This window comes from Paenibacillus sp. FSL W7-1279, assembly GCF_037969845.1.
Lineage (GTDB): Bacteria > Bacillota > Bacilli > Paenibacillales > Paenibacillaceae > Paenibacillus_AQ.
Genome location: NZ_CP150215.1, coordinates 5,306,727 through 5,326,895, shown reverse-complemented (window position 1 = coordinate 5,326,895; position 20,169 = coordinate 5,306,727). Strand labels below are relative to the sequence as shown.

17 protein-coding genes are annotated in these 20,169 nt (G+C 50.8%); 10 read left to right on the top strand and 7 right to left on the bottom strand.

Features of this window, described 5'->3' with window-relative positions; all coding sequences use genetic code 11:
- Positions 1-197: 197 nt before the first annotated feature.
- A complete protein-coding gene (locus MKY82_RS24090; protein WP_194543856.1) occupies positions 198-1,001 on the bottom strand; it encodes an N-acetylmuramoyl-L-alanine amidase in 804 nt (267 codons plus the stop codon).
- A 151-nt stretch (positions 1,002-1,152) separates the two neighbouring features.
- Here MKY82_RS24090 and MKY82_RS24085 point away from each other — a divergent pair, with 151 nt between their 5' ends.
- Entirely contained in the window at positions 1,153-1,353 is a 201-nt protein-coding gene (locus MKY82_RS24085) for a YqzE family protein (RefSeq protein WP_071221747.1), read from the top strand.
- Between the two features lie 213 nt (positions 1,354-1,566).
- Here MKY82_RS24085 and MKY82_RS24080 read toward each other — a convergent pair whose 3' ends face one another.
- From MKY82_RS24080 to MKY82_RS24070, 3 genes are all read right to left on the bottom strand, one after another.
- Positions 1,567-2,700 carry a hypothetical protein gene (locus MKY82_RS24080; RefSeq protein ID WP_339294546.1) on the bottom strand — a complete coding sequence of 378 codons (1,134 nt, stop codon included), beginning with the start codon at positions 2,698-2,700 and terminating at the stop codon, positions 1,567-1,569.
- Between the two features lie 144 nt (positions 2,701-2,844).
- Positions 2,845-3,807 carry a YqhG family protein gene (locus tag MKY82_RS24075; protein ID WP_339294545.1) on the bottom strand — a complete coding sequence of 321 codons (963 nt, stop codon included), beginning with the start codon at positions 3,805-3,807 and terminating at the stop codon, positions 2,845-2,847.
- Between the two features lies 1 nt (position 3,808).
- Positions 3,809-5,566: an SNF2-related protein gene (locus MKY82_RS24070; protein WP_194543854.1), complete on the bottom strand. Its 1,758-nt coding sequence runs from the start codon at positions 5,564-5,566 to the stop codon at positions 3,809-3,811.
- Between the two features lie 411 nt (positions 5,567-5,977).
- Here MKY82_RS24070 and MKY82_RS24065 point away from each other — a divergent pair, with 411 nt between their 5' ends.
- From MKY82_RS24065 to MKY82_RS24025, 9 genes are all read left to right on the top strand, one after another.
- Positions 5,978-8,632 carry an adenosylcobalamin-dependent ribonucleoside-diphosphate reductase gene (locus tag MKY82_RS24065; protein ID WP_194543853.1) on the top strand — a complete coding sequence of 885 codons (2,655 nt, stop codon included), beginning with the start codon at positions 5,978-5,980 and terminating at the stop codon, positions 8,630-8,632.
- Positions 8,633-9,021: 389 nt separating this feature from the next.
- The gene (locus MKY82_RS24060) at positions 9,022-9,705 is read left to right on the top strand and encodes a response regulator transcription factor (protein WP_339294544.1); all 684 of its coding nucleotides are present in this window, start codon (positions 9,022-9,024) and stop codon (positions 9,703-9,705) included.
- The gene (locus MKY82_RS24055) at positions 9,698-11,050 is read left to right on the top strand and encodes a HAMP domain-containing sensor histidine kinase (RefSeq protein ID WP_339294543.1); all 1,353 of its coding nucleotides are present in this window, start codon (positions 9,698-9,700) and stop codon (positions 11,048-11,050) included. The genes MKY82_RS24060 and MKY82_RS24055 overlap by 8 nt, the downstream gene beginning before the upstream one ends.
- Positions 11,051-11,212: 162 nt before the next feature.
- On the top strand, positions 11,213-11,482 hold the full coding sequence (locus MKY82_RS24050; RefSeq protein ID WP_194543850.1) for a hypothetical protein: 270 nt from the start codon (positions 11,213-11,215) through the stop codon (positions 11,480-11,482).
- Positions 11,479-12,702 (top strand): MFS transporter, encoded by a 1,224-nt coding sequence (locus tag MKY82_RS24045; RefSeq protein WP_339294542.1) that lies wholly within the window; start codon positions 11,479-11,481, stop codon positions 12,700-12,702. Before MKY82_RS24050 ends, MKY82_RS24045 begins: the two co-directional genes overlap by 4 nt.
- Entirely contained in the window at positions 12,692-14,524 is a 1,833-nt protein-coding gene (locus tag MKY82_RS24040) for an ABC transporter ATP-binding protein (protein ID WP_339294541.1), read from the top strand. The genes MKY82_RS24045 and MKY82_RS24040 overlap by 11 nt, the downstream gene beginning before the upstream one ends.
- Positions 14,493-16,232, top strand: a complete 1,740-nt coding sequence (locus MKY82_RS24035) for an ABC transporter ATP-binding protein (RefSeq protein WP_339294540.1) — start codon at positions 14,493-14,495, stop codon at positions 16,230-16,232. Before MKY82_RS24040 ends, MKY82_RS24035 begins: the two co-directional genes overlap by 32 nt.
- Positions 16,233-16,554: 322 nt before the next feature.
- On the top strand, positions 16,555-17,082 hold the full coding sequence (locus MKY82_RS24030) for an ATP-binding protein (RefSeq protein ID WP_339294539.1): 528 nt from the start codon (positions 16,555-16,557) through the stop codon (positions 17,080-17,082).
- 79 nt (positions 17,083-17,161) lie between these two features.
- The gene (locus MKY82_RS24025; RefSeq protein WP_339294538.1) at positions 17,162-17,779 is read left to right on the top strand and encodes an alpha/beta hydrolase; all 618 of its coding nucleotides are present in this window, start codon (positions 17,162-17,164) and stop codon (positions 17,777-17,779) included.
- 63 nt (positions 17,780-17,842) lie between these two features.
- Here the strand turns inward: MKY82_RS24025 and MKY82_RS24020 are convergent, their stop codons facing one another.
- The 3 genes from MKY82_RS24020 to MKY82_RS24010 are packed head-to-tail and all read right to left on the bottom strand — an operon-like array spanning position 17,843 to position 20,169.
- Positions 17,843-18,541: an ABC transporter permease gene (locus MKY82_RS24020; protein WP_339218765.1), complete on the bottom strand. Its 699-nt coding sequence runs from the start codon at positions 18,539-18,541 to the stop codon at positions 17,843-17,845.
- 12 nt (positions 18,542-18,553) lie between these two features.
- Positions 18,554-19,507, bottom strand: coding sequence for a glycine betaine ABC transporter substrate-binding protein (locus MKY82_RS24015; RefSeq protein WP_194543843.1), 954 nt, complete (start codon positions 19,505-19,507; stop codon positions 18,554-18,556).
- Positions 19,504-20,169, bottom strand: a complete 666-nt coding sequence (locus tag MKY82_RS24010; protein ID WP_194543842.1) for an ABC transporter permease — start codon at positions 20,167-20,169, stop codon at positions 19,504-19,506. Before MKY82_RS24010 ends, MKY82_RS24015 begins: the two co-directional genes overlap by 4 nt.

Sequence of the window (20,169 nt, the reverse complement as noted above, 5' to 3'; positions counted from 1 at the left end):
TCCGAAAAGGCCCGCCCATATCTTGAACACCCAAAAAAAATTAATAGCCTCCCATACAGGGATCCGGTGATTCCAATCCCTGTATGGAAGGCTGTACATATGTGGAGGCTGCATTTATTCATCGGCTGCGGAGATCGATGCTAGGCGTCTTAATAGATATGGCTGAGAACCCTATATAAGCAAAAAAAAGCCCCAAATTACAGGGCCGTTAAATAACTGATAATCCCGTCGGCAATGGCTTCAGCGATCTGCATTTGACCGTTGCGGCCGGTTAATAATTTCCGGTCCTCCATATTGCTGAGAAAGCCGGTTTCGACGATGACGGCGGGTACTTGGGTTTGATTCAGCAGATAGTATGGTTTACCTACCATGATGTGATTGCTGCTGCGGTAAACCAGATTCAGCTGCTCCTGGATGGTGTCCGCAAGCAGGGTGCTGCGTCCCTCGGATTGATGCAGCACGATGCCTCCGCGCTTGGACGAGTTCTTCCCCCAATTCACATGAATGCTGACCACCAGCTTGGTCGGGATCTCGCTGCTGAGCTGCTTACGCTGCGACAGATCGCGGCGATGCCTCGAGGAGCTTCGATGCCAGCGATTGTCATCGCTAAGCGCGTAATCGGCATCGCGGTTCAGGACGGCATGATAGCCTTCCTTGCGAAGCAGCATGAACAGTCTCCGTGAAATGGCCAGGTTAATATCTTTTTCGAGAATTTCACCATACGACGTTCCTCCGTCGATTCCGCCATGACCCACATCGATCAGAATGACATCATGGGCAAAAGGGTGCAGCTGCCTTAGTTCGGACTGGTCGATTTCCTGACCTGAAGAGTGGGTGGATTCGGGCGTTTCGGTCAGAAGCCGGGTTGTCGATATTGGACTTTTATGAACGGCATGCGCTGGACGCGTCATGGCTTGCTCCTTCACTGGATATGCTTCCATAACAGAACCCGGGAGTGCCAGTGTCAAGAGAAGCATCCATACAACGGCTGTCTTAATCATGATGGTTTCCTTCTTTCACGTAAAAATTTCGGCTTTTTTAGAATGTGCATATGGCGGAAAAATCATGCTGTTCAAGTGCGAGCGTCTAGAAATGATTGAAATGGAGCAAACTGATACTGGGATGTGGATAAACCAAAAGGAGTTGATTCGTATGGCTAGCGGCGACGAATTGATCAAGTACATTACCGAGCGCGTGGTTCATTTTATAGATACGCCTAAGGACGTTCGGCGTCAGGCGAAGGTGAAGGAATCCTGGACCACAAGGTGGTTCGGCATGATTCCGTTCTCCATGTCGCTATGGAAAGAGGATGTAACCACCAAGCGCAAAAAAAAGGGACGAAGTAACAGCTGATGCATGTTCAATCATGAAATCGCATTTTGCAGATTGTGTGAACTGCCTCCTGTGCGCACGATGTCAGGGTCGAAGTGAACATGGATACTTGACGGCTATAGTCCCTTGTGCGTGCTGAGTGCACACTTATAAACCGTTTTGAAATAAAGGACGCTGCCCGTTAAAGGGCAGCGTCCTTTTGTCAGTCATGGTATCGGCATGGAAAAACCCGTATTATTCCGGCTGGGCATAAAATTGCCCTTGTCCGACTAAACGGGATGCCGGAAGGAAACGGAGGGTGTCTGTGTTCCGCAAGGGAACCGAAACATAAAGCGCAGCCGGGTTCTCCTGATTCTCCGAGGACCATCGATGCCAGCCCGTTAAGTTAAAAGGCGCGCCGTAGGCGGCATTGCCTTTTGCGGACTTAAATATCAGGGTGGAGTGCTCCTTAAGTAAATTCCGCAGATCGGCGCTGCTTCGGGCTGTGAGATTTCCAGTGGTCAGCCACAGCAGATTATCGTAAGGATCCACGGAGGCGCCGGTTGCGATGGAGGGCGTTCCGGCAAACCAATGATTGGTGGATGAAGTCACGAGTCCTTTGGCTGCTGCAGGCAGAGATACGGATACCAGCTTCGTCGTTGAATGCGTCTGCTGGGGCTCATCCGGTAGGGCTTCACTATTTAGTGCATTAAAATAAACCGGCTTCTTGCCGGGCAGCTGGACCTGCCAGACGGGGGACACGTCATACAGCTTGCGCACGGTGCTGCCTTGAGGCAATGACCCTCCAGCCTTCACAAGGCCTTCCGCAGCGAGCCGCTCTTTCAGCGGCGCTTGGCTGTAGGGAAGGGTTGAGCCGATCCCGTATTCACTCAGGATATATCCGCCGTCTTCGCCTGCACTGATAATCATGTATCCTTGCGGCAGTCCTTCATCGGATATCGTGACTAACCAGCCGTGCGTGCCCGGACCGAGCGGTGTGAACTCGAGCGTTGCTTCGTCCCATGTCGTAAATGGCGCATGGGCCGATAATTGAGCGACAGTCTCCTCGGCAAAGTCCATCAAATTCCCAGGAACCTGAGCTACAGCTTTGTTCTGACTAACCCCTGAAACGCCTGATGTGTGATGATCCGTAGTAAATGGAGTGCCAGTCAGACTAAGGCTGTTCGCATAATTGGAAACGTCGGCCTGGCTTGCTTCAGCCAAGCTTGCCTGCGGCTGGACCGTGCTGAACCAGAGGATAGTCGTTACAATGATGGAAACAGACAACATTCGATATCGGCTGTTCTGCTTGTTATCGGCTGATTGGGGCTTAAAGTTCTTGTAATCCTTGACATCATGGTTATGAAGTTCCATGTTCCAACGCTTCAAATCATTAACCGCCTTTCCTTGGCCCTACGCGCCGTGGATGTGTTGGAATCATCATATCGGACAAGCTTTGCAAAGGCTGTTGCAAGCTGTCGCGGTAGGAGAAGGGAGAATGGTTCTTTTTTTGCCTGCTTTTGTAGAGGAGCGTCATGATGACGCACCCACAAGCGAACACAGATGAAATAGACCGCAGGTTATGACGGACAAGCTCACTTTCGGCTCGTACTGCCATTGCATTTCGGACCGGCGGTTCTTATATTGCTCCTCGATGAGCGCTTTTTTCACTTCATCCTGCTCCTTGAGCAGGTCCTCGTAATAGCTGTCGATCACCAGCAGTTCTTCTTCAAGACGTTCTCTTGCTTTGGTGGCCCAGTCGTAGTCCAGCTTGCTTATCTTGTCGATAAGATGGTTCTCTAGCGCATCTACGGCCTGTTCGAGCGTAAGAGCCGCCGGTCGGACGTGAACGCTCTCGGGCAAGCGGGGCGTCAGTTCGCGTCCATTCAGGATCGCCGGGAAGTCTTGGGCAATCGCACGACTAGAAAGTGAGATTCCGAGAAAAAACAATTCCTCCCGCTTCAGATCACAGCTGAACTCCACCTTGAAGCAGACGCCCAGCCACTGCTCATACGGCGTGGAACGGGCTCTCGGACGCGGCTCGGTATCGCGCTGCTGGAACAGATAGACGCATTTGCCTTCCTCCCGGGAAGCATTCCAGATTTGGGCCAGCCGGCTGCTGCCGTAGCCAATGTTCTCCCGCTGAATGCGTCCGGGACCAAGGATAGGCAGAACCGGAGCATTCCCGTAAAAGCGGGCCAGGAGCGGATCCTGCGTAGGCGAGGCAAGCTGCGCTTTGGCTTCGGCTTCCTTGGTTTTTGCAAGCCGTTCGTCGTATTTTTCCGGATCAAACACGAAATTGAACGATAACGTTTCGGCGGGAGCGCCGGTACGCTCCACGAAACCCCAGTAATACGGGCGGTTGGTGAGCATTTTGTCGGCTTGCGGCGACAGTTTCACAGTGACATGCTCAGGCGACTTTTCAATGACGGTGCATTCGGTGGCTTCCAAATAGGCCATGAAGTGCTGCTGCACCTCCTGCGGCGTCATGGTCATATTAGGCTTCTTCCTCTCTTAGATTATCTTCGACGGTGCTTCCCTGCTCGATATCCTGCTTGATATGGTGAATCGAGTCGCCCAATGTGCTGATGCGCTGCCGGATTTCATCATCGTTGCCGGACTCCAGCATGATTTTGTACAGGCTCTTCTCGATGGATTCCTTCTTCTCGAACCGTTCGAGAATGACATCCAGACCTCCGATGACCATCTCGAACATGTTGATCTTCTCGTGCAGCAGGTTCAGAATGTGCTCTTCAATGGTTCCTGAAGTGGACAGGTTGTAAATCTTCACGTCATTGGTCTGGCCGAGACGATGGACGCGTCCGATCCGCTGCTCGACTCGCATGGGATTCCAGGGCAGATCAAAGTTGATCATATGGTGGCAGAATTGCAGATTGATGCCTTCGCCCCCGGCTTCCGTCGCGATCATGACCTGTGCCTTGCCGCGGAACAGATCCATCATCCAGTCCTTCTTGCCGCGGTTCATTCCGCCCCGGTACGGTACGGAGATGAGCCCGTGATCGCGGAAATAATTGAGCAAGTATTCCTGGGTTGCGCGGTATTCCGTGAATACGATGACCTTCTCGTTCATTTGCTGGATCAGCTCGATGGTTTTTTCCGCCTTGGTGTTGGCTTTGATGGCCTTGATGAGATAGACGAGCTCCCAGATTTTATCGCGCAGCGGAGAGTCCTCGGGCAGCTTCTTGGACAGATTAACAAGAGTCACGAAAACGGCATCGCGGCTGCTGCACACTTCACGCTGGAGTGTAACAAGGGACAGCATACTGCTTAAATTTCCCCCTGCTGCCTGATACTGATCTTTGACGAAGGACGTGACGCCGTCGTATAATGACTGTTCTTCGGGCGAGAGGCTAAGCCCTACATTGCGGACGGATCGCTTGGTGAATTTCACTTCGCCTTCGCCGCGGCGGTTACGGATCATGACCTTGGACAGCTCATCCTTGAGCTGCTCCTGATTCTTGGGTCTTCGTTTATCGACAACAAAATTAGCGGCAAACTGCCCTTGGCCTCCAAGCTGGCCCGGCTTCAGCAGGGTGATCAGATTGAAGAGCTCGCTGAGATCGTTCTGCACCGGCGTGGCCGTCAGCAAGAGACAGTATTTTTTGCGCAGCTTTTGAATGAATTGATAATTGGAGGTTTTTTTGTTCTTGAGCTTGTGCGCCTCATCGATGATGAGCATGTCGTACTCCTCGTTCAGCAGAATCTCCTGATGCGGATCGCGCTTCGCCGTGTCCATGGAGGCGACAACGATATCATTGCCCCAGGAGTACGCTTTTTTCTGCGCAATCGCAGGAATGCCGAACTTGGAGTTCAGCTCGCGAACCCATTGCAGCACAAGGGAAGCGGGAACGAGAATCAACACTTTGGATACCAGGCCGCGCACGATGTATTCTTTTAAAATAAGGCCGGCTTCAATCGTTTTACCAAGCCCCACTTCATCAGCGAGAATGGCTCGACCCGACATCTCGAACAATACGCGTCTGGCGGTATCGGTCTGATGGGGGAGCGGGGATAAGCCGCCTAGGTGCTTGAGGCATTGCAATTCTTCAAAGCTTGTAACGAGACGCGATTTCTCGCCCTCCACAGCAAGCTGGGCCAGACGATAGTCACCCCAAGGTCCGCCCTTGTCCAGTCGACCGGCGAGATCGTCAAACCAGGAACGGTCGATCTGCAATGGAACGGGAAGACGCGCGTCGAAAATCATGCCTGAGTCGGCAGATGGCTGATGGTTCATGTCGATCTCCTCCTGTTGTGAAAGATTCCGGGCCAGCGGTGTATATGTAGTATGGACGAAAAAAGAAGTCTTCATAACCTTGCACGGATTCGGAAGGCGTGGAATAACTCAAAGGGCGCACGGCTGCTGGAATTGGATATTTTCATCCTTTTTTTCATAGGGAAGGCCGAAAAAGAGAGCGAGAGGAAGAAAGCGGAAGCTTGCGAGCGGGAGCTTGGATCTGTTGGCTTAATTTTCACATTATCGGCATAGTTAACCTATATATAGTGTAGTATAATGAATTGGTAGCACTATATATGGTGTATATAGTGGTTTTGAATGTTTGACCGGCTACATAACAGGTTATGTTGTTGGTGAGCGCATAACTGCGGAACTTTTTAATTTTATATTTTATATAGGAGGTAGTTGCTCTTGAGTACGATGCAGAATCAGCGGCTGGAAGGTTTAAGCGAGAAGATCTTTTTGGACCGGTATGCCTGGAAGGATGCGGACTCCAACAACGCTAAGGTAGGCGATGTGGTGCTCGTTTTGACGAAGGATGATCCTAAATTTCCGACTAAGGAAGTTGGCGAAATCGTGAAACGCGAAGGCCGCAAGGTCACGGTGAAGACACGGAAGGGCGAGCTTGTGGAATCGGATGTGGAGAAGCTGACGTTAACCATCGAGAAAACGCCGGAAGAAATGTGGGATCGACTCGCGGCTGCCATGTCATCGGTTGAGGCAACGCCTGAACTGCAGGAAGAGTGGCGCGGGAAGTTCCGCGAGATTCTGGATGATTGGAAGCTGGTGCCGGGCGGACGGATTGCGGCTGGAGCTGGTGCAAGCGATGAATTGACGCTGTTCAACTGCTACGTGATTCCTTCACCGAAGGACAGCCGGGGCGGCATCATGGAAACTCTGAGCGAGATGACCGAGATCATGGCGCGCGGCGGCGGAGTCGGCATTAATTTGTCTTCCCTGCGTCCTCGGCGCGCGATCGTAAGAGGCGTGAACGGTTCCTCCAGCGGTGCGGTATCGTGGGGCGGATTGTTCAGTTATACGACGGGATTGATCGAGCAGGGCGGAAGCCGCCGGGGCGCGCTCATGCTGATGATTAATGATTGGCACCCGGACGTGGAGGATTTCATTACCGTGAAGCAGACGATGGGACAAGTTACGAATGCGAACCTGTCGGTATGTGTCAGCAATGATTTCATGAAGGCAGTGAAGGAAGATCTGGACTGGGAGCTGGTGTTCCCGGATACCACAGATCCTGACTATGATGAGCTGTGGGACGGCGATCTGGATAAATGGAAGAAAGCCGGACACCGTATCATTCCATATAAAACAGTAAAAGCACGCGAGGTCTGGCACACGATTATCGAATCCGCATGGAAATCCGCAGAACCGGGCGTCGTGTTCATGGAATACTATAACCAGATGTCCAACAGCTGGTATTTCAACCCGATTATTTGTACGAACCCTTGCGGCGAGCAAGGACTTCCGGGCTGGGGCGTATGCAACCTGTCCGCGATGAATCTGTCGAAGTTCTATGATGAGGCGAACCATGACGTTGCCTGGGATGAGCTGGCTACAACGACACGGTACTCCGTGCGTTTCTTGGATAATGTCATTGACCGGACGCCGTACCATTTTGAAGAAAACGAATTGAACCAGAAAAAAGAGCGCCGCGTGGGTCTTGGAACGATGGGTCTGGCGGAGCTGATGATCAAGCTGAACATCCGTTACGGCAGCCCGGAATCGTTGGAGTTCCTGGATAAGCTGTATGGCTTCATCGCGCGCGAAGCTTATCTCGCTTCCGCCGATATTGCCGAAGAGAAGGGTTCGTTCCAGGCATTCGACGCCGAGCTGTACCTGCAAAGCGGCTTCATGAAAAATATGGCCGAGGTGTATCCGGAAGTTGCCGAAGCGGTGCGTGAAAAAGGTGCACGGAACGTCACCGTCATTACCCAAGCGCCAACGGGCAGCACGGGTACGATGGTCGGAACATCGACAGGCATCGAGCCGTACTTTGCCTTCAAATACTTCCGTCAGAGCCGACTCGGCTTCGACGAGCAGTTCGTGCCGATTGCTCAGGATTGGCTGGACAGCCATCCGGGCGAAGAGCTTCCGGATTATTACGTCACGGCGATGAGTCTCTCCGCCGAGGATCACATCCGGGTGCAGGCGGCCATTCAGCGCTGGGTGGACAGCTCGATCTCGAAGACGGCCAACTGTCCGTCGGACTTTACGGTTGAAGATACGAAGCGCCTATATGAGCTGGCATTCGATCTGGGCTGCAAAGGCGTAACGATCTACCGCGACGGCAGCCGCGACGTGCAGGTGCTGCAGACGGAGAAAAAAGAAGATAAGGCCGCGGAAGCGACCACAGCTTCTACTGCGGAAACAGCGCTTGAGCAAAGCGCGGCAGGCCAAGCCGCAGAGGATGCGACGAACGTGGAGCCGGCGGCTGCAAGCGTGGCCGTGACAGCCTCACCGAGCAAGAGCGGGTTGGATAAGCAATACAAGAAGCGTCCGCAAGTGCTGCGCGGCGCAACCTATAAAATGAACACGCCGTTCGGCATGGCGTATATTACCATCAACGATCTGGACGGTATCCCAAGCGAAATCTTCCTGAACGTCGGCAAGGCCGGTTCGGATGTGTTCGCAATGGCGGAAGCCTTGGGCCGCGTCTGCTCCTTGTTCCTGCGTTACGGGGACCACGGCAATAAGGTGGAGCTGCTGATCAAGCACCTCAAGGGCATCGGCGGCACCGGCGCGATCGGCTTCGGCGCAAACCGCGTAGAATCCATCGCCGACGCCGTGGCGAAGGCGCTCGAGACGCACGTGGCGAACAACGCTGGGGCGGATCATGACCATGATCCGGCACCGGTCGCAGCCACGATGGCGCCTGTTGATGCAGGCGAAGCTGTGGCACCAGCAGCCGCGGGGTATGGCGGACACGGCTCCCACACAGGCGGGAGCACCATGTCGCTGGATCTGTGTCCATCCTGCGGCGGGGCATCCTTGATTAATATCGAGGGATGCAAGACGTGCGGGAACTGCGGATATAGTAAGTGTTCGTGAGGAAGCTGTTCTGTCTGATATCGACGTAGATATCATGTGAGTGAAATTCCAGTTTCATAATTCGTTAGACGGTTCCATTCCAACCATTTGTTGGAATGGAAAGTATGGAATCAACTAAATAAAATGTAATATAGGGTAGGCGATGATGAACATTGCCTACCCTTATTTGTCGTTTAGTACCTAACGACAAGCAATCTTTGGTATTCAACAATTTTGAGATTACGAAAGAGAGAGAACTACATTGCCATGAAAATATCTAACAAAGCGATTATAATGGCAAGAAGATAACCTTTCAGAATAACTATCGGAATGGAATAAACGAATCGGTTGGTTACTTATCGTTCCCATTTGAGCGTTCAAACAGCAAAATGAAGTAAGGGGGATAAGGAATGACAAGTATTCTTATAGTAGAAGATGATGCTCATATGTTGGAAATGATATCACTTGTTTTAAGATGCGAAGGCTATCATGTCCGGGGCGCGGTTAACGGCAAAGAGGCGCTTGCAGAAATGGAAAGCTCGCCTGCGGATATGGTTGTGCTTGATGTCATGATGCCTGTCATGGACGGGTGGGATTTGTGCAGCGAACTGCGGCTTTTGTACCCCGAACTACCCATAATCATGATAACGGTCAAGCACGAGACGAGTCAGAAGGTGAAAGGATTCGGCCTGGGCGCCGACGATTACCTGGTCAAGCCTTTCGATCCGCAGGAGCTGGTGATCCGAATCAAAGCGGTGCTGCGCCGGTACCGTATTGCGGCCGATAAGAGAGTTATATTGGGCAGCTTCAAGCTGGATCGGCTTCGGGGAACCGTTTCGGACGGCAACGTGAATTGGAATTTGCCGCCCAAGGAATTTGAACTGTTATATCAGCTTGCAAGCTATCCCGGCCAAATCTTTATGAGAGAGCAGTTAATCGAATCGGTATGGGGATTCGACCACGACGGGGATGAGCGGACGGTCGACGTTCATATCAAGCGGCTGCGGGAGCGGTTCGCCGCCTATACCCATCTGTTTCGCATCGTAACGGTTCGCGGTCTCGGATATCGGTTGGAGACGGAAATCCATGATTAAGAGCATCAACTTCAAAATTTTATTGATCTTTATTGTTGCATTAGCGGTAGGTTTCGGACTCTCCATTCCGATCACCGTATCTTTGTTTCAAAACCAAGTCACGCAATCCATCCGGGACGAATATGCGATGCGAAGCGGGTTGATTGCGGATGTTTATTCCCGATTGGCGCCAACTGAACGCGGTCATTATCTGAATCAGTTGTCCGAAGAAATGAAGGTATCCCTATGGATCTACGATCGGAACGGATTGCTTTACGCGTACGGCCACACAAGCAAACCCAACCTTAGCGATGACGAAATACGACTCGTCCAGGGCGGCGCCGAAATCATGAGGAGCACGTCCGTCCTGCCCTTGCCGACGAGCCTTCAAATGGGTTTTCCTTTGCGAACAGCTGATGAGCCGCTGGCGCTCGTCATCCATCCGGAAAGCTCCAACATGTATCTCCTATTCACCATTATAGGTTCGTTCATTCTGATTGCGCTCGCGATCGGCAGCTTCAAATTCATACTCTTTACTAGAGTAGTGGTGAAACCCTTAAAGGCTTTGACGGCCGCAACCCAAAAAGTGGCCAAGGGAGACTATAATATCGTTCTTCAGACGAAGAGCAAGGATGAATTAGGCGTCTTGTCGAAGCAATTTCAGCAAATGGCCTACGAGGTCGGTCAGGTTGAAAGGATGCGGCAGGAGTTCGTTTCCAATGTATCCCACGAGATTCAAACCCCGCTGGCGTCCATTTCGGGCTTTGTTTCCATCCTGCAGAAAGACGGTCTTGATGAAGCCGAGCAGCTGCGCTGTCTGAACATTATCCGGGAGGAAAGCATGCGGTTGTCCCGACTGAGCGAGAACATGCTTCGATTGGCCACGATCGATTCGAACCATTATCCCTTCCATCCGACGCTCTTTCGGCTTGACAGGCAGCTGCGTCGCATTGTCATAGCGGCTGAACCGCAATGGGCGGACAAACACTTAAATATTCACTTCAAGCTTCCAAAAACGACGATTCATGCGGATGAAGACCTGCTGAACCAGGTTTGGCTTAATATTTTCAGCAACAGCATCAAATTTACGCCAGAGGGCGGCGACATCTCCATCGAGCTTGTGTCAGGAAATGAAAAAATCGGAGTCGTCATTCGCGATACGGGAATCGGCATTACCGAAGAAGACCGTAAACGCATCTTCGAACGCTTTTATATGGCCGATAAGTCGCACAACCGCGAAGCGGGGGGAAGCGGACTTGGTCTTGCGATCGTCAAGCGCGTTGTCGAATTGCATAGCGGCTCGATCGAAATCGACAGCGCTGTAGGAAAAGGCACGGCGATAACCGTCTTTCTGCCAGCCATGTAACTCCGTCACACAATCGAAAATACGAGCGAACGAAAAGGTGAACGATCCGTTCACCTTTTTTGCATTTTCTTCCATCTAGTTCATATTACGTTCATACAGGGCGCTTAGTATCGGTTGAGTAATCGAATCAGAATAGATCAATCTACGAGGAGGAAATCGTTCATGCTGTGGTTGATGGTCAATTTTGCGATGACCGTTTCGCTGCCCATTTTTGGCGGAATTGCCGCTTGGAATGCGAGCCGAGCCTATCGGGCACCTACAAAAGGCAAGTTATATTCCCGTATGCGGTCGTCGCTCATTTGGACGGGAATAAGTGGACTGGCCTTTTTCGTCAAAGCGACGCCGATCGTTCTCACATCGCGTATGAAGGCGTCTTGTCACCGTTTGAAATCGGCAGCTCGACGGTCAACCTGCCGGAGTGAGCGAATATGATTTACGATAGAGGTGAACTGGTTTTGAAATACAAGTTTGTCATAATGTTTATGATTATCCTATGCGGCACAATCTCGGTCGCGGTGTTCAATCCGATTATTGGCCTGCTCTCGCGCGAACTGGGACTCAGCGAGATTCAATCGGGATGTTTGGTGTCGGTGACGGGGCTGTGCTGGTTGCTCGGCGGATTCTTCTGGGAAAAAACGACCTTTATGAGCAGAAAACGAATGCTGGCTTTTATCATGTTTGTATATTTGGCGACACTGCTCCTGTTTGCCCTTCTCGCCGATTATGCGGGGACCCATCGCAACGGTTCGTCGGGCTTTTTTTGGATCTTCTTGCTGTTGCGTGCGATCTCGGGATTTTTCTTCGGAGGCTTTCTTTCCAAAGCGCAAGCCTATGTGATGAGTTGGACGACACAGGAGACGCGAACGCAGGGGATGGCCATATTTGGTGCCGCCAATGGACTCGGTTTCATATTGGGCCCTGCCATGAGCGGCGGTATGGCGGCAATCGGGCTTACATCGCCGATGTACGCGGCTGCCGCCCTGCTTTTCATGATGATTATCTTATTATGGATATCGATTCCCAACGATGCGGTACAAAAGAAAGATCAATTTGCTCCATCGCTTTCGCCGTTCGATGTAAGAATTCGATTTTTCTTGTGGACCGGTCTTCTACTTTCGCTCACTATCAATATACTTCAGGTGACCATCGGTTTTTACGTTCAAGATTCGTTTGGGTATGAAGCACGGGAAGCGACGCAACTGATCGGACTTGGTTTGGCCATTTGTGGATCCATGGTTGTGGTCACGCAAATTGTCATTAGCAAATATCTGAAATGGCGACCCGAGCGAATGTTACGACTCGGAATGTGGATTGTCGTGTTGGGATTGTTAGGGCTGTTATCATTCATTCGTTATGCCTATCTGGATTTTGCCGTACTTGGCATCGGCTTCGGCCTTACCTGGCTTGGATATAGTGCGGGAGCTGCCGATGCGGTACAAGATCATGAACAACGGAGCGTTGCTTCCTATATCGCGACTTTGCTGGGAGGAGGAGCCTTCCTGGGGCCGATTACAGGGACTGCGCTTTACACGGCTCATATGGCAGTTCCGTATTCGTTTTGCACGCTTTTATTCGGGCTTTCTCTTCTCATTATACTCAGCAAGAAAAAGGTTGCCTTTACTTCAATGAGGAGGGAGAGCCATGACAAATAAAACAGGAGTGGCCAGACTTCTGGAAATCGCCGGAGAGAAGCGCGGATTGTTGATCGTCTCCGGCCTTTTATCGTCGCTTAGCGCCGTTTGCATGCTGGTGCCCTATGCTTCCGTCTATTTCATTCTGGAAGAGTTGTTGGAACACGCAGCGTCCCCGGCTTCGGCGAACGAAGCGATGATGATTCGTTGGGGCGTGATCGCTTTGATCGGCTTCGCAGCCGGCTTGATCACGACGTACGCGGGGGCAATGGCAGCGCATGTTGCCGCGTTTCGCATTCTTTACGGACTGAGGGTCAAGCTTGCCCGACATATCGGCAAGCTCCCGCTTGGATGGCTGAACCGTCATTCGACGGGAGCCCTGAAGAATACGCTGGAACAAAACGTGGAGAAAGTGGAAACGTTCATCGCTCATCAATTGCCCGACCTCGTTCATGTTGTTGTGACCACGGTCTTGACGATCACCGTGATGTTTATTCTGAATGTTTGGTTGGCCATTGCGTGCGTCGTGCCGATTGTCCCCGCAATTGCGGTTCAGATCGCGCTGTTTAATGCACCAAAGACAAAAGAATACCTCAAACAGTATCATGATTCGCTGGAACGGATGAACGCTTCCGCCATCCAGTACGTGCGGGGGATGCCGGCCGTCAAGGTGTTCGGGCAAACCGTGAAATCGTTTCGCCAATTTTACCAGGACATGATCCGCTACCGTGACTATGGCGTGAAGTTGGCGGATCTGTTTCAAAACGGATTTGTGCTGTTTAAAGTGATAATCAGCTCGTTTGTCGTATTTGTTCTGCCTGTCGGCGTGTTTTTATTGAGCCGCGATCCGGGCAGCGTCTCATTCGCCTCCGTTCTGCTGTTTTTCCTGATCATGGCACCGGGCATATCTGCTCCTATGCTTAAAATCATGTTCCTGATTCATACGCTCGAGGATATCAACGAGGGCGTTCAGCGCATGGACCGCATACTGGCGGAAGGGCTTGTACCGGAGCCCGAGAGTCCGAGACGGCCGACTACATTTGATGTTTCATTTGATCATGTTTCTTTTTCATATGAAACGGAATCGGCAGATGGCGCCGTACTTACGGACATATCCTTTACCGCCCGCCAAGGGGAAGTGACGGCGCTCGTAGGTCCGTCGGGAGCGGGCAAATCGACCATTGCCCATCTGGTGCCTCGATTCTGGGATGCGAACATGGGAGCGATCCGCATCGGCGATATAGATATTCGCGAAATAGCGACCTCCGATCTGATGAACACCGTCGCATTCGTGTTTCAGGAATCGTTTTTGTTTTCCGATACGGTATACAACAATATTGCGGTCGGACGGCCGGACGCGTCACCGGAAGAAGTGTACGCTGCGGCGCAGGCAGCGCAGTGTCATCCGTTCATCGAGAACCTTCCGCTTGGATATGACACGCGGATTGGGGAAGGAGGCGTCTATTTGTCAGGCGGAGAGGAACAGCGGATCACCGTGGCCAGAGCGATTCTGAAGAACGCCCCCATTCTTGTGCTGGATGAAGCGACGGCGTTTGCCGATCCGGAGAATGAATATGAGATGCAGCTGGCGTTGAAAGCGTTGATGGCAAACAAGACGGTCATCGTCATTGCCCATCGCCTGTCCACCATTCAGGATGCACAGCAAATTCTCGTGATGGAAAGCGGGAGAATCGTCGAGCGGGGAAGGCATGAAGCCCTCTTAACTGCTGACGGCTTGTACGCACGCATGTGGCGTTCGTACCGCCAAGCAACGCAATGGCATATGGGCAAAAGGGAGGTGGATGCAGAATATGAACATCCTGCGCAACCTTACAGCGGATAATCCGCGCTCGTTGGTTAAACCTGTAATTTACACGACCGTTGCCAATTTGGCGGGCGTGATCCCTTTTGTGCTGTTGGTGGAAGCAGTAAGATTGTTCTTTACCCCGTTTGTCCATCCCGCTATCCCCCTGGATACGGCACGGCTCTGGTGGGTGTGCGGCGGGCTGGCGGTTTCGCTTGTTCTCTTGTTCGCCTGCGAAACTCTCGCCAGTCGTTCTCAATTCCGCGACGCATACAGCGCGGCGGCGGACGGACGGACGCGGCTGGCCGAGCATTTGCGCAAGCTGTCATTAGGGTATCTGAACAAACGCGATCCGGGCGATCTTGCCAATATGATGATGGGCGATTTTGCGATGCTGGAACATGGCATCTCCCATGTGGTTTCGCAGATGATCGGAGCCGCCGTCATGCCGGTTCTGGCCTTGATTGGCCTGTTTTTCCTCGATTGGCGCCTAGCGCTTTCCCTATTCGCTGCGATGCCGGTGGCAATCCTGCTGGTGCTTTTGACATCCGGCATCCAGCGCAAACTCGGCTCGCAGCATATCCAGGCCAAGATCGAGGCCTCCAATCGACTGCAAGAATACTTGAACGGTATCCGGGTGATCAAAGCTTATAATTTGACCGGAGAACGTTTTGTCCGGCTTGATCGGTCATTCAGGGAATTGATGCGGCAGAGCATCCGCCTCGAAGGGTTGTTGGGGCCGATAGTGCTGAGCGCGATTGCCTGTTTTCGTGCCGGCCTTACCCTGATGGTCACGGCTGGGGTACATCTGCTGCTCGGCGGGAGCCTGGATGTTATCACATTCGCAGCGTTCCTGATCATCGGAACCCGAATCTTCGATCCGCTGACGACAGCGCTCGCCGGGTATGCACAGTTTCGCTATCTCGAGCAGGCGGGCGAACGCATCGTTCAGCTCCTGCGGGAGCCGATCATGCAAGGAGAACGGCAGCCCCCTGCAGATCATGATATCGAATTGAAGCAGGTTACGTTCGGCTATCTGGATCAACCCGTATTGCGAGACGTGAGCGTAAGCATGCCGGCAGGTTCCTTCACCGCATTGGTCGGCCTTTCGGGCAGCGGTAAAAGTACCATTCTTCGGCTCATTGCCCGTTTTTACGACCCGGATAAGGGGATGGTGACGATGGGCGGGGAGGATATTCGCGCAATGGACTCGGAAGCGTTGTTGCGTAAAGTATCTATGGTGTTTCAGGATGTGTACCTCTTTCAGGATACGATTGAAGGCAATATCCGGTTCGGACGAAGCGACGCAACGCACGAGGAAATCGAGGAAGCGGCCCGGCTTGCTTGTTGTCACGATTTTATCCTGAAGTTGCCGCAGGGTTACGACACGATGGTCGGTGAAGGCGGAAGCACACTGTCGGGCGGTGAAAAACAGCGAATTTCCATTGCAAGGGCGATGCTGAAAAATGCGCCAATCATTCTCCTTGATGAAGCAACCGCTTCTCTTGATCCCGAGAACGAAGCGGAGATTCAGAAAGCGATTGATCGGCTTGTTCGAGGCCGAACCGTCATCGTCGTCGCTCACCGGCTTAAGACCGTGCAGCATGCCGACCAGATTGTTGTATTAGATCAAGGGCGGATTGTGGAGCAAGGCCGCCATGACGAATTGCTTTCGTCGAATGGCCTGTATGCCCGGCTGTGGAGACGGCAGCATGATGCAGGAATGCTGTCAGCAGGGCTTGGATAGAGTTCATACGAACCGGCAATCCTGACGTTTCCATCCTATGGCCATCTTATGATCCGAATCAGAGACGGAGCCACGTGGTTTTACGGGCTCCGTTTTCTAATTAAATCAAATTCTCCAGCACTTTATAAACCTTGAGATCCGCAGGGCATCGAGCACTAGTCTACTACAGCGAGCAGCCATAGGAGAAGTGGAATATAAAGCTTTTCTAAAGAAATAGCTGTATCCAAGATGGAAATTCTCATGGTATTCTCTTTACTATATTCGCAAATCCGCAATGGATACATCAGTATTAACCGGACTCAAGGCTGAAAGGAGAATGTGGGTGCTTGAAAATCTAGAATTAGAAAATCTGATCCATCAAGCAGATGTTTCAATTCCATTAGTAGTCATGATGTGTGGTGTGGCTGGGTCAGGAAAAACAACATTTGCTCAACGGCTAGAGCAGAGGGGCTTTGTACGTCTCTCCATAGATGAAGAGATATGGTCTACAAATGGTCGATACGGAATTGATTATCCAGTTGAAATGTATGAGCAACTTAAAGTTCAAGCCGAGTTAAAGCTGTATAAGGAACTAGTAAATCTGTTAAAGGAAAAGCGCAATGTGGTCATTGATTTCAGTTTCTGGCAACGTAAGAAACGAAATGATTATAAGAAGCTAATTGAAGATGGAGGAGGAGAGTGGAGGCTTATTTATTTGAAAGTTCATCCTAATGATTTGCGTGAACGACTTCGCATTCGGAGCCAGAGATTCGATGCTAATGCTGCATTTACAATTACAGAAGAAATATTGTCTTCTTTCCTCAAGGGTTTTGAAGTACCTACTGGTGAAGGGGAAATTATCATCGAGTAAAATCGACGCTTGAAGGTTCTTTGTGAATATTATTTAAGCATTAGACGAAATCATTTAAAACAGGAAAGGATGGGAAACGATGAAATTAGAGATTTTAAATGTTCCCTCGTATTGGAAAACTGAAATGAAGCAAAAATATTTTCAACTTTATGAGGAAAACAGCAAGTTGGTTGTTCTGTTTCCCGGAAAAAACTTTCCTTGTGATAAACCAATTCTACATTTTGCTGGAACCTCCGCACTTCAATGTGGTTTTGACTTAATGATATTGGAATACGGCTATCAAGCTGCGAGAACGGATTTGGATGTTAATGAACTGCAAAGAGTAATAGAAGATAGCCACGAATCGGTTCAACGAATCATTAGCAAGTATAAACAAGTTGTTTTTATTAGTAAGAGCATAGGAACGATCGTTGCTGGAGAAGTTCATGGGAAACTCGAAATTCCAATCAAACATATATTTTTGACACCAATTAAAGACACCATTTACTATATCAACAAATTCAATGGACTTGTGGTTTATGGAACAAAGGATGAAGTGTTTAGTAAGGAACATGCAAACCAAATCAACATAGACAATGTCAGAGAGGTCATTGAAATTCCTAATGTAAATCATGCTTTAGAGACCAATAATGTTGAGGAAAGTATTGAGATATTAAGTAAGCTTGTAAGGATATATATGGAATTCCTAAATAAGTAAACAGGGCATCCCGTAAGATCTTGGATCTTTTGGGATGCCCTTTAAAATGTACGTTTTGCAAGCTCAGTTGATATTTTGCATTTTTGCAGGCGATGGAGCCGCACCTGACTTTCGTTTGGCTAGATCCATCTTACGCTGGAGCATGCCAAGCACAAGATCCGCAACGATTGCCAGCACTGCGGCTGGAATGGCACCTGCAAAGATACGGAGGGAGTTATTGCTGTTCAGTCCAGCGTAGATTTCCCGTCCCAGCCCGCCTCCTCCTACGAGAGGGGCAATTGTTACCACACCGATGGCGATGACGGCCGCAATACGCAGGCCTGACATGATATACGTCAGCGCAAGCGGGAAACGCACGTTCACGAGCATTTGGAAGGGGCTCATTCCTATTCCTTTTCCGGATTCAAGATAGCTGGGATCCACCTGTTTTAACCCAACATACGTATTCCGCGCGATTGGATTCAGGGAATACAGGAAGAGTCCCACCATGACCGTTGTCGTCCCGAGTCCCATCCATAACATGAGCACCACGAGCATGGCCAAGCTCGGTACCACCTGTAGGATATTGGTGATAAACAAAATGATTTTGGCTGCCCATTTGCTCTTAGAGCAGAGGATGCCAAGCGGCACTCCGACGATGAATGCCAGGCCCAGACCGATAACGACCATCGTAATATGCTGGATGAAATACTCCCAGAGCAACCCCTGATTTCGTGATATATACGACAAAAAGTCGGCAAATGTTAAATGTTCACTTTCCATGCTTACCCTCCTTTAGCTTTTCAAGAGGCCCTGCTCTTTCAAATACGCGATTGCGACCTCTCGCTCGCTTTTCTTCTCAATGTCCACCTGATAATTAAGCGATATCATCGTATCTGCATCCAGATGACCGATTAAAGGCGCTATCGTATCCTGAATTTCAGGATGCTTCTTCAAAAGGTCCGAACGCAATACCGGACTTGCATCATATGGAGGGAAGAATTGCTGGTCATCCTGAAGCGTCTGCAATTGGTAGGCTTTCAGCCGGGAATCCGTTGAGTAGGCCAGCACGATATCCACCTGCTCATTGGCTACCGCGCTGTATACCAGGCTAATTTCCATGGGGAAGACCTGACCGAATTTGATGCCATACGCTTTAGAGAATGCAGGATATCCATCCGTGCTTCTCTCCAGCCATGTCGTATCTACCCCAAGCTTCATGGTGCCCATGTCTTTTTTGACATCGGAGATTTTGGTGTACCCGTTGGCTTCGGCAAGATCCTTTCTTACCGTGAACGCGTAGGTGTTCTCAAAACCCAAAGGGTTCATCCAGGTGAACCCGAAGTGTTCCTGGAATCCATCCTGCGCTTCCTTCAAGACTTTATCGCGGTCTTTGGTGCCGCTGATCGGGAAATGGTTGTTGAAAATCTCACCGGTATATAGTGTCGCCATCTGAACGTCGTTTCGTTTCATCGCATTGATGACCAATGAACTTGATGCCAGATCCGGGATAATATCGACCTTCAGATCGGTTTGGTCTTCAATGAGCGCTTTATACATTTCAGCAATAATCTTGGTTTCGGTATAGGTTTGCGTCCCGATTGTAATCTCGCTTTGAATTCCGCATGCGGAGGTAAAAGCAGCAAAAGCTATCATGCAGATGAACAACGGAGTCCATTTAAGTTTTTTCAGATTCATCACGCCTTCCTTGTTCCGTCCGGCTCGCTGTCTACGGTTGATGTGACTCATATCGCAGCGTCCCGGGTCTGAGTCTGGTGGTAGTGTTTGCTTAGCCAGCCCTCAAGCAGCCCAAGCAATCCGTCAGCTACAAGTGCCAAGAGAATAGCGCCAATGCCACCGATGAAGATCATCTCGGGCTTGTTGACACCAAGTCCAGATACAATAAGCTGGCCTAAACCGCCAGCACCAATCAGCGAAGCCAGTGTTGCCCAACTGATGATATACACGGTCGTAATGCGGACACCGGACATGATGTAAGGAAGCGATAAGGGAAGCTGAATCCGCAAAATCGTTTGGGCGGTGCTGTATCCCATCCCCCTGGCCGAATTGAGCACGCCTTTATCCACGGAGTGAAAACCGTCATAGGTATTCCGCAGGATGGGCATAAGGGAGTACAGAAACAGCGCAAGGATGGCCGGTTTCATGCCGATGCCGAGCAGCGGAATCAGAATAGCCAGAAGCGCCAGGCTCGGAACCGTCTGAAACAGGTTCGTAATGAAAAATACGATGCTGTTCATCCAGCCTACCCGGTTGTATACGAGCAGGATACCGATCGGTACGGCAATAACAGTCCCCAAAAGAACGGCAGAGAATGAGAGGACCAGATGCTCCTGCAATGCCCTTAGAATATCTGGATAACGATCCGTAATAAAACTCCAGAATGCGTTCAT

Bases quoted from the DNA above. Each gene is read 5' to 3' on its own strand.
- MKY82_RS24045 (WP_339294542.1), top strand. From the start codon at position 11,479: ATGATTTACGATAGAGGTGAACTGGTTTTGAAATACAAGTTTGTCATA.
- MKY82_RS24020 (WP_339218765.1), bottom strand. From the start codon at position 18,541: ATGGAAAGTGAACATTTAACATTTGCCGACTTTTTGTCGTATATATCA.
- MKY82_RS24075 (WP_339294545.1), bottom strand. From the start codon at position 3,807: ATGACCATGACGCCGCAGGAGGTGCAGCAGCACTTCATGGCCTATTTG.
- MKY82_RS24085 (WP_071221747.1), top strand. From the start codon at position 1,153: ATGGCTAGCGGCGACGAATTGATCAAGTACATTACCGAGCGCGTGGTT.
- MKY82_RS24090 (WP_194543856.1), bottom strand. From the start codon at position 1,001: ATGATTAAGACAGCCGTTGTATGGATGCTTCTCTTGACACTGGCACTC.
- MKY82_RS24060 (WP_339294544.1), top strand. From the start codon at position 9,022: ATGACAAGTATTCTTATAGTAGAAGATGATGCTCATATGTTGGAAATG.
- MKY82_RS24015 (WP_194543843.1), bottom strand. From the start codon at position 19,507: ATGAGTCACATCAACCGTAGACAGCGAGCCGGACGGAACAAGGAAGGC.
- MKY82_RS24070 (WP_194543854.1), bottom strand. From the start codon at position 5,566: ATGAACCATCAGCCATCTGCCGACTCAGGCATGATTTTCGACGCGCGT.
- MKY82_RS24050 (WP_194543850.1), top strand. From the start codon at position 11,213: ATGCTGTGGTTGATGGTCAATTTTGCGATGACCGTTTCGCTGCCCATT.
- MKY82_RS24055 (WP_339294543.1), top strand. From the start codon at position 9,698: ATGATTAAGAGCATCAACTTCAAAATTTTATTGATCTTTATTGTTGCA.
- MKY82_RS24010 (WP_194543842.1), bottom strand. From the start codon at position 20,169: ATGAACGCATTCTGGAGTTTTATTACGGATCGTTATCCAGATATTCTA.
- MKY82_RS24025 (WP_339294538.1), top strand. From the start codon at position 17,162: ATGAAATTAGAGATTTTAAATGTTCCCTCGTATTGGAAAACTGAAATG.
- MKY82_RS24035 (WP_339294540.1), top strand. From the start codon at position 14,493: ATGAACATCCTGCGCAACCTTACAGCGGATAATCCGCGCTCGTTGGTT.
- MKY82_RS24040 (WP_339294541.1), top strand. From the start codon at position 12,692: ATGACAAATAAAACAGGAGTGGCCAGACTTCTGGAAATCGCCGGAGAG.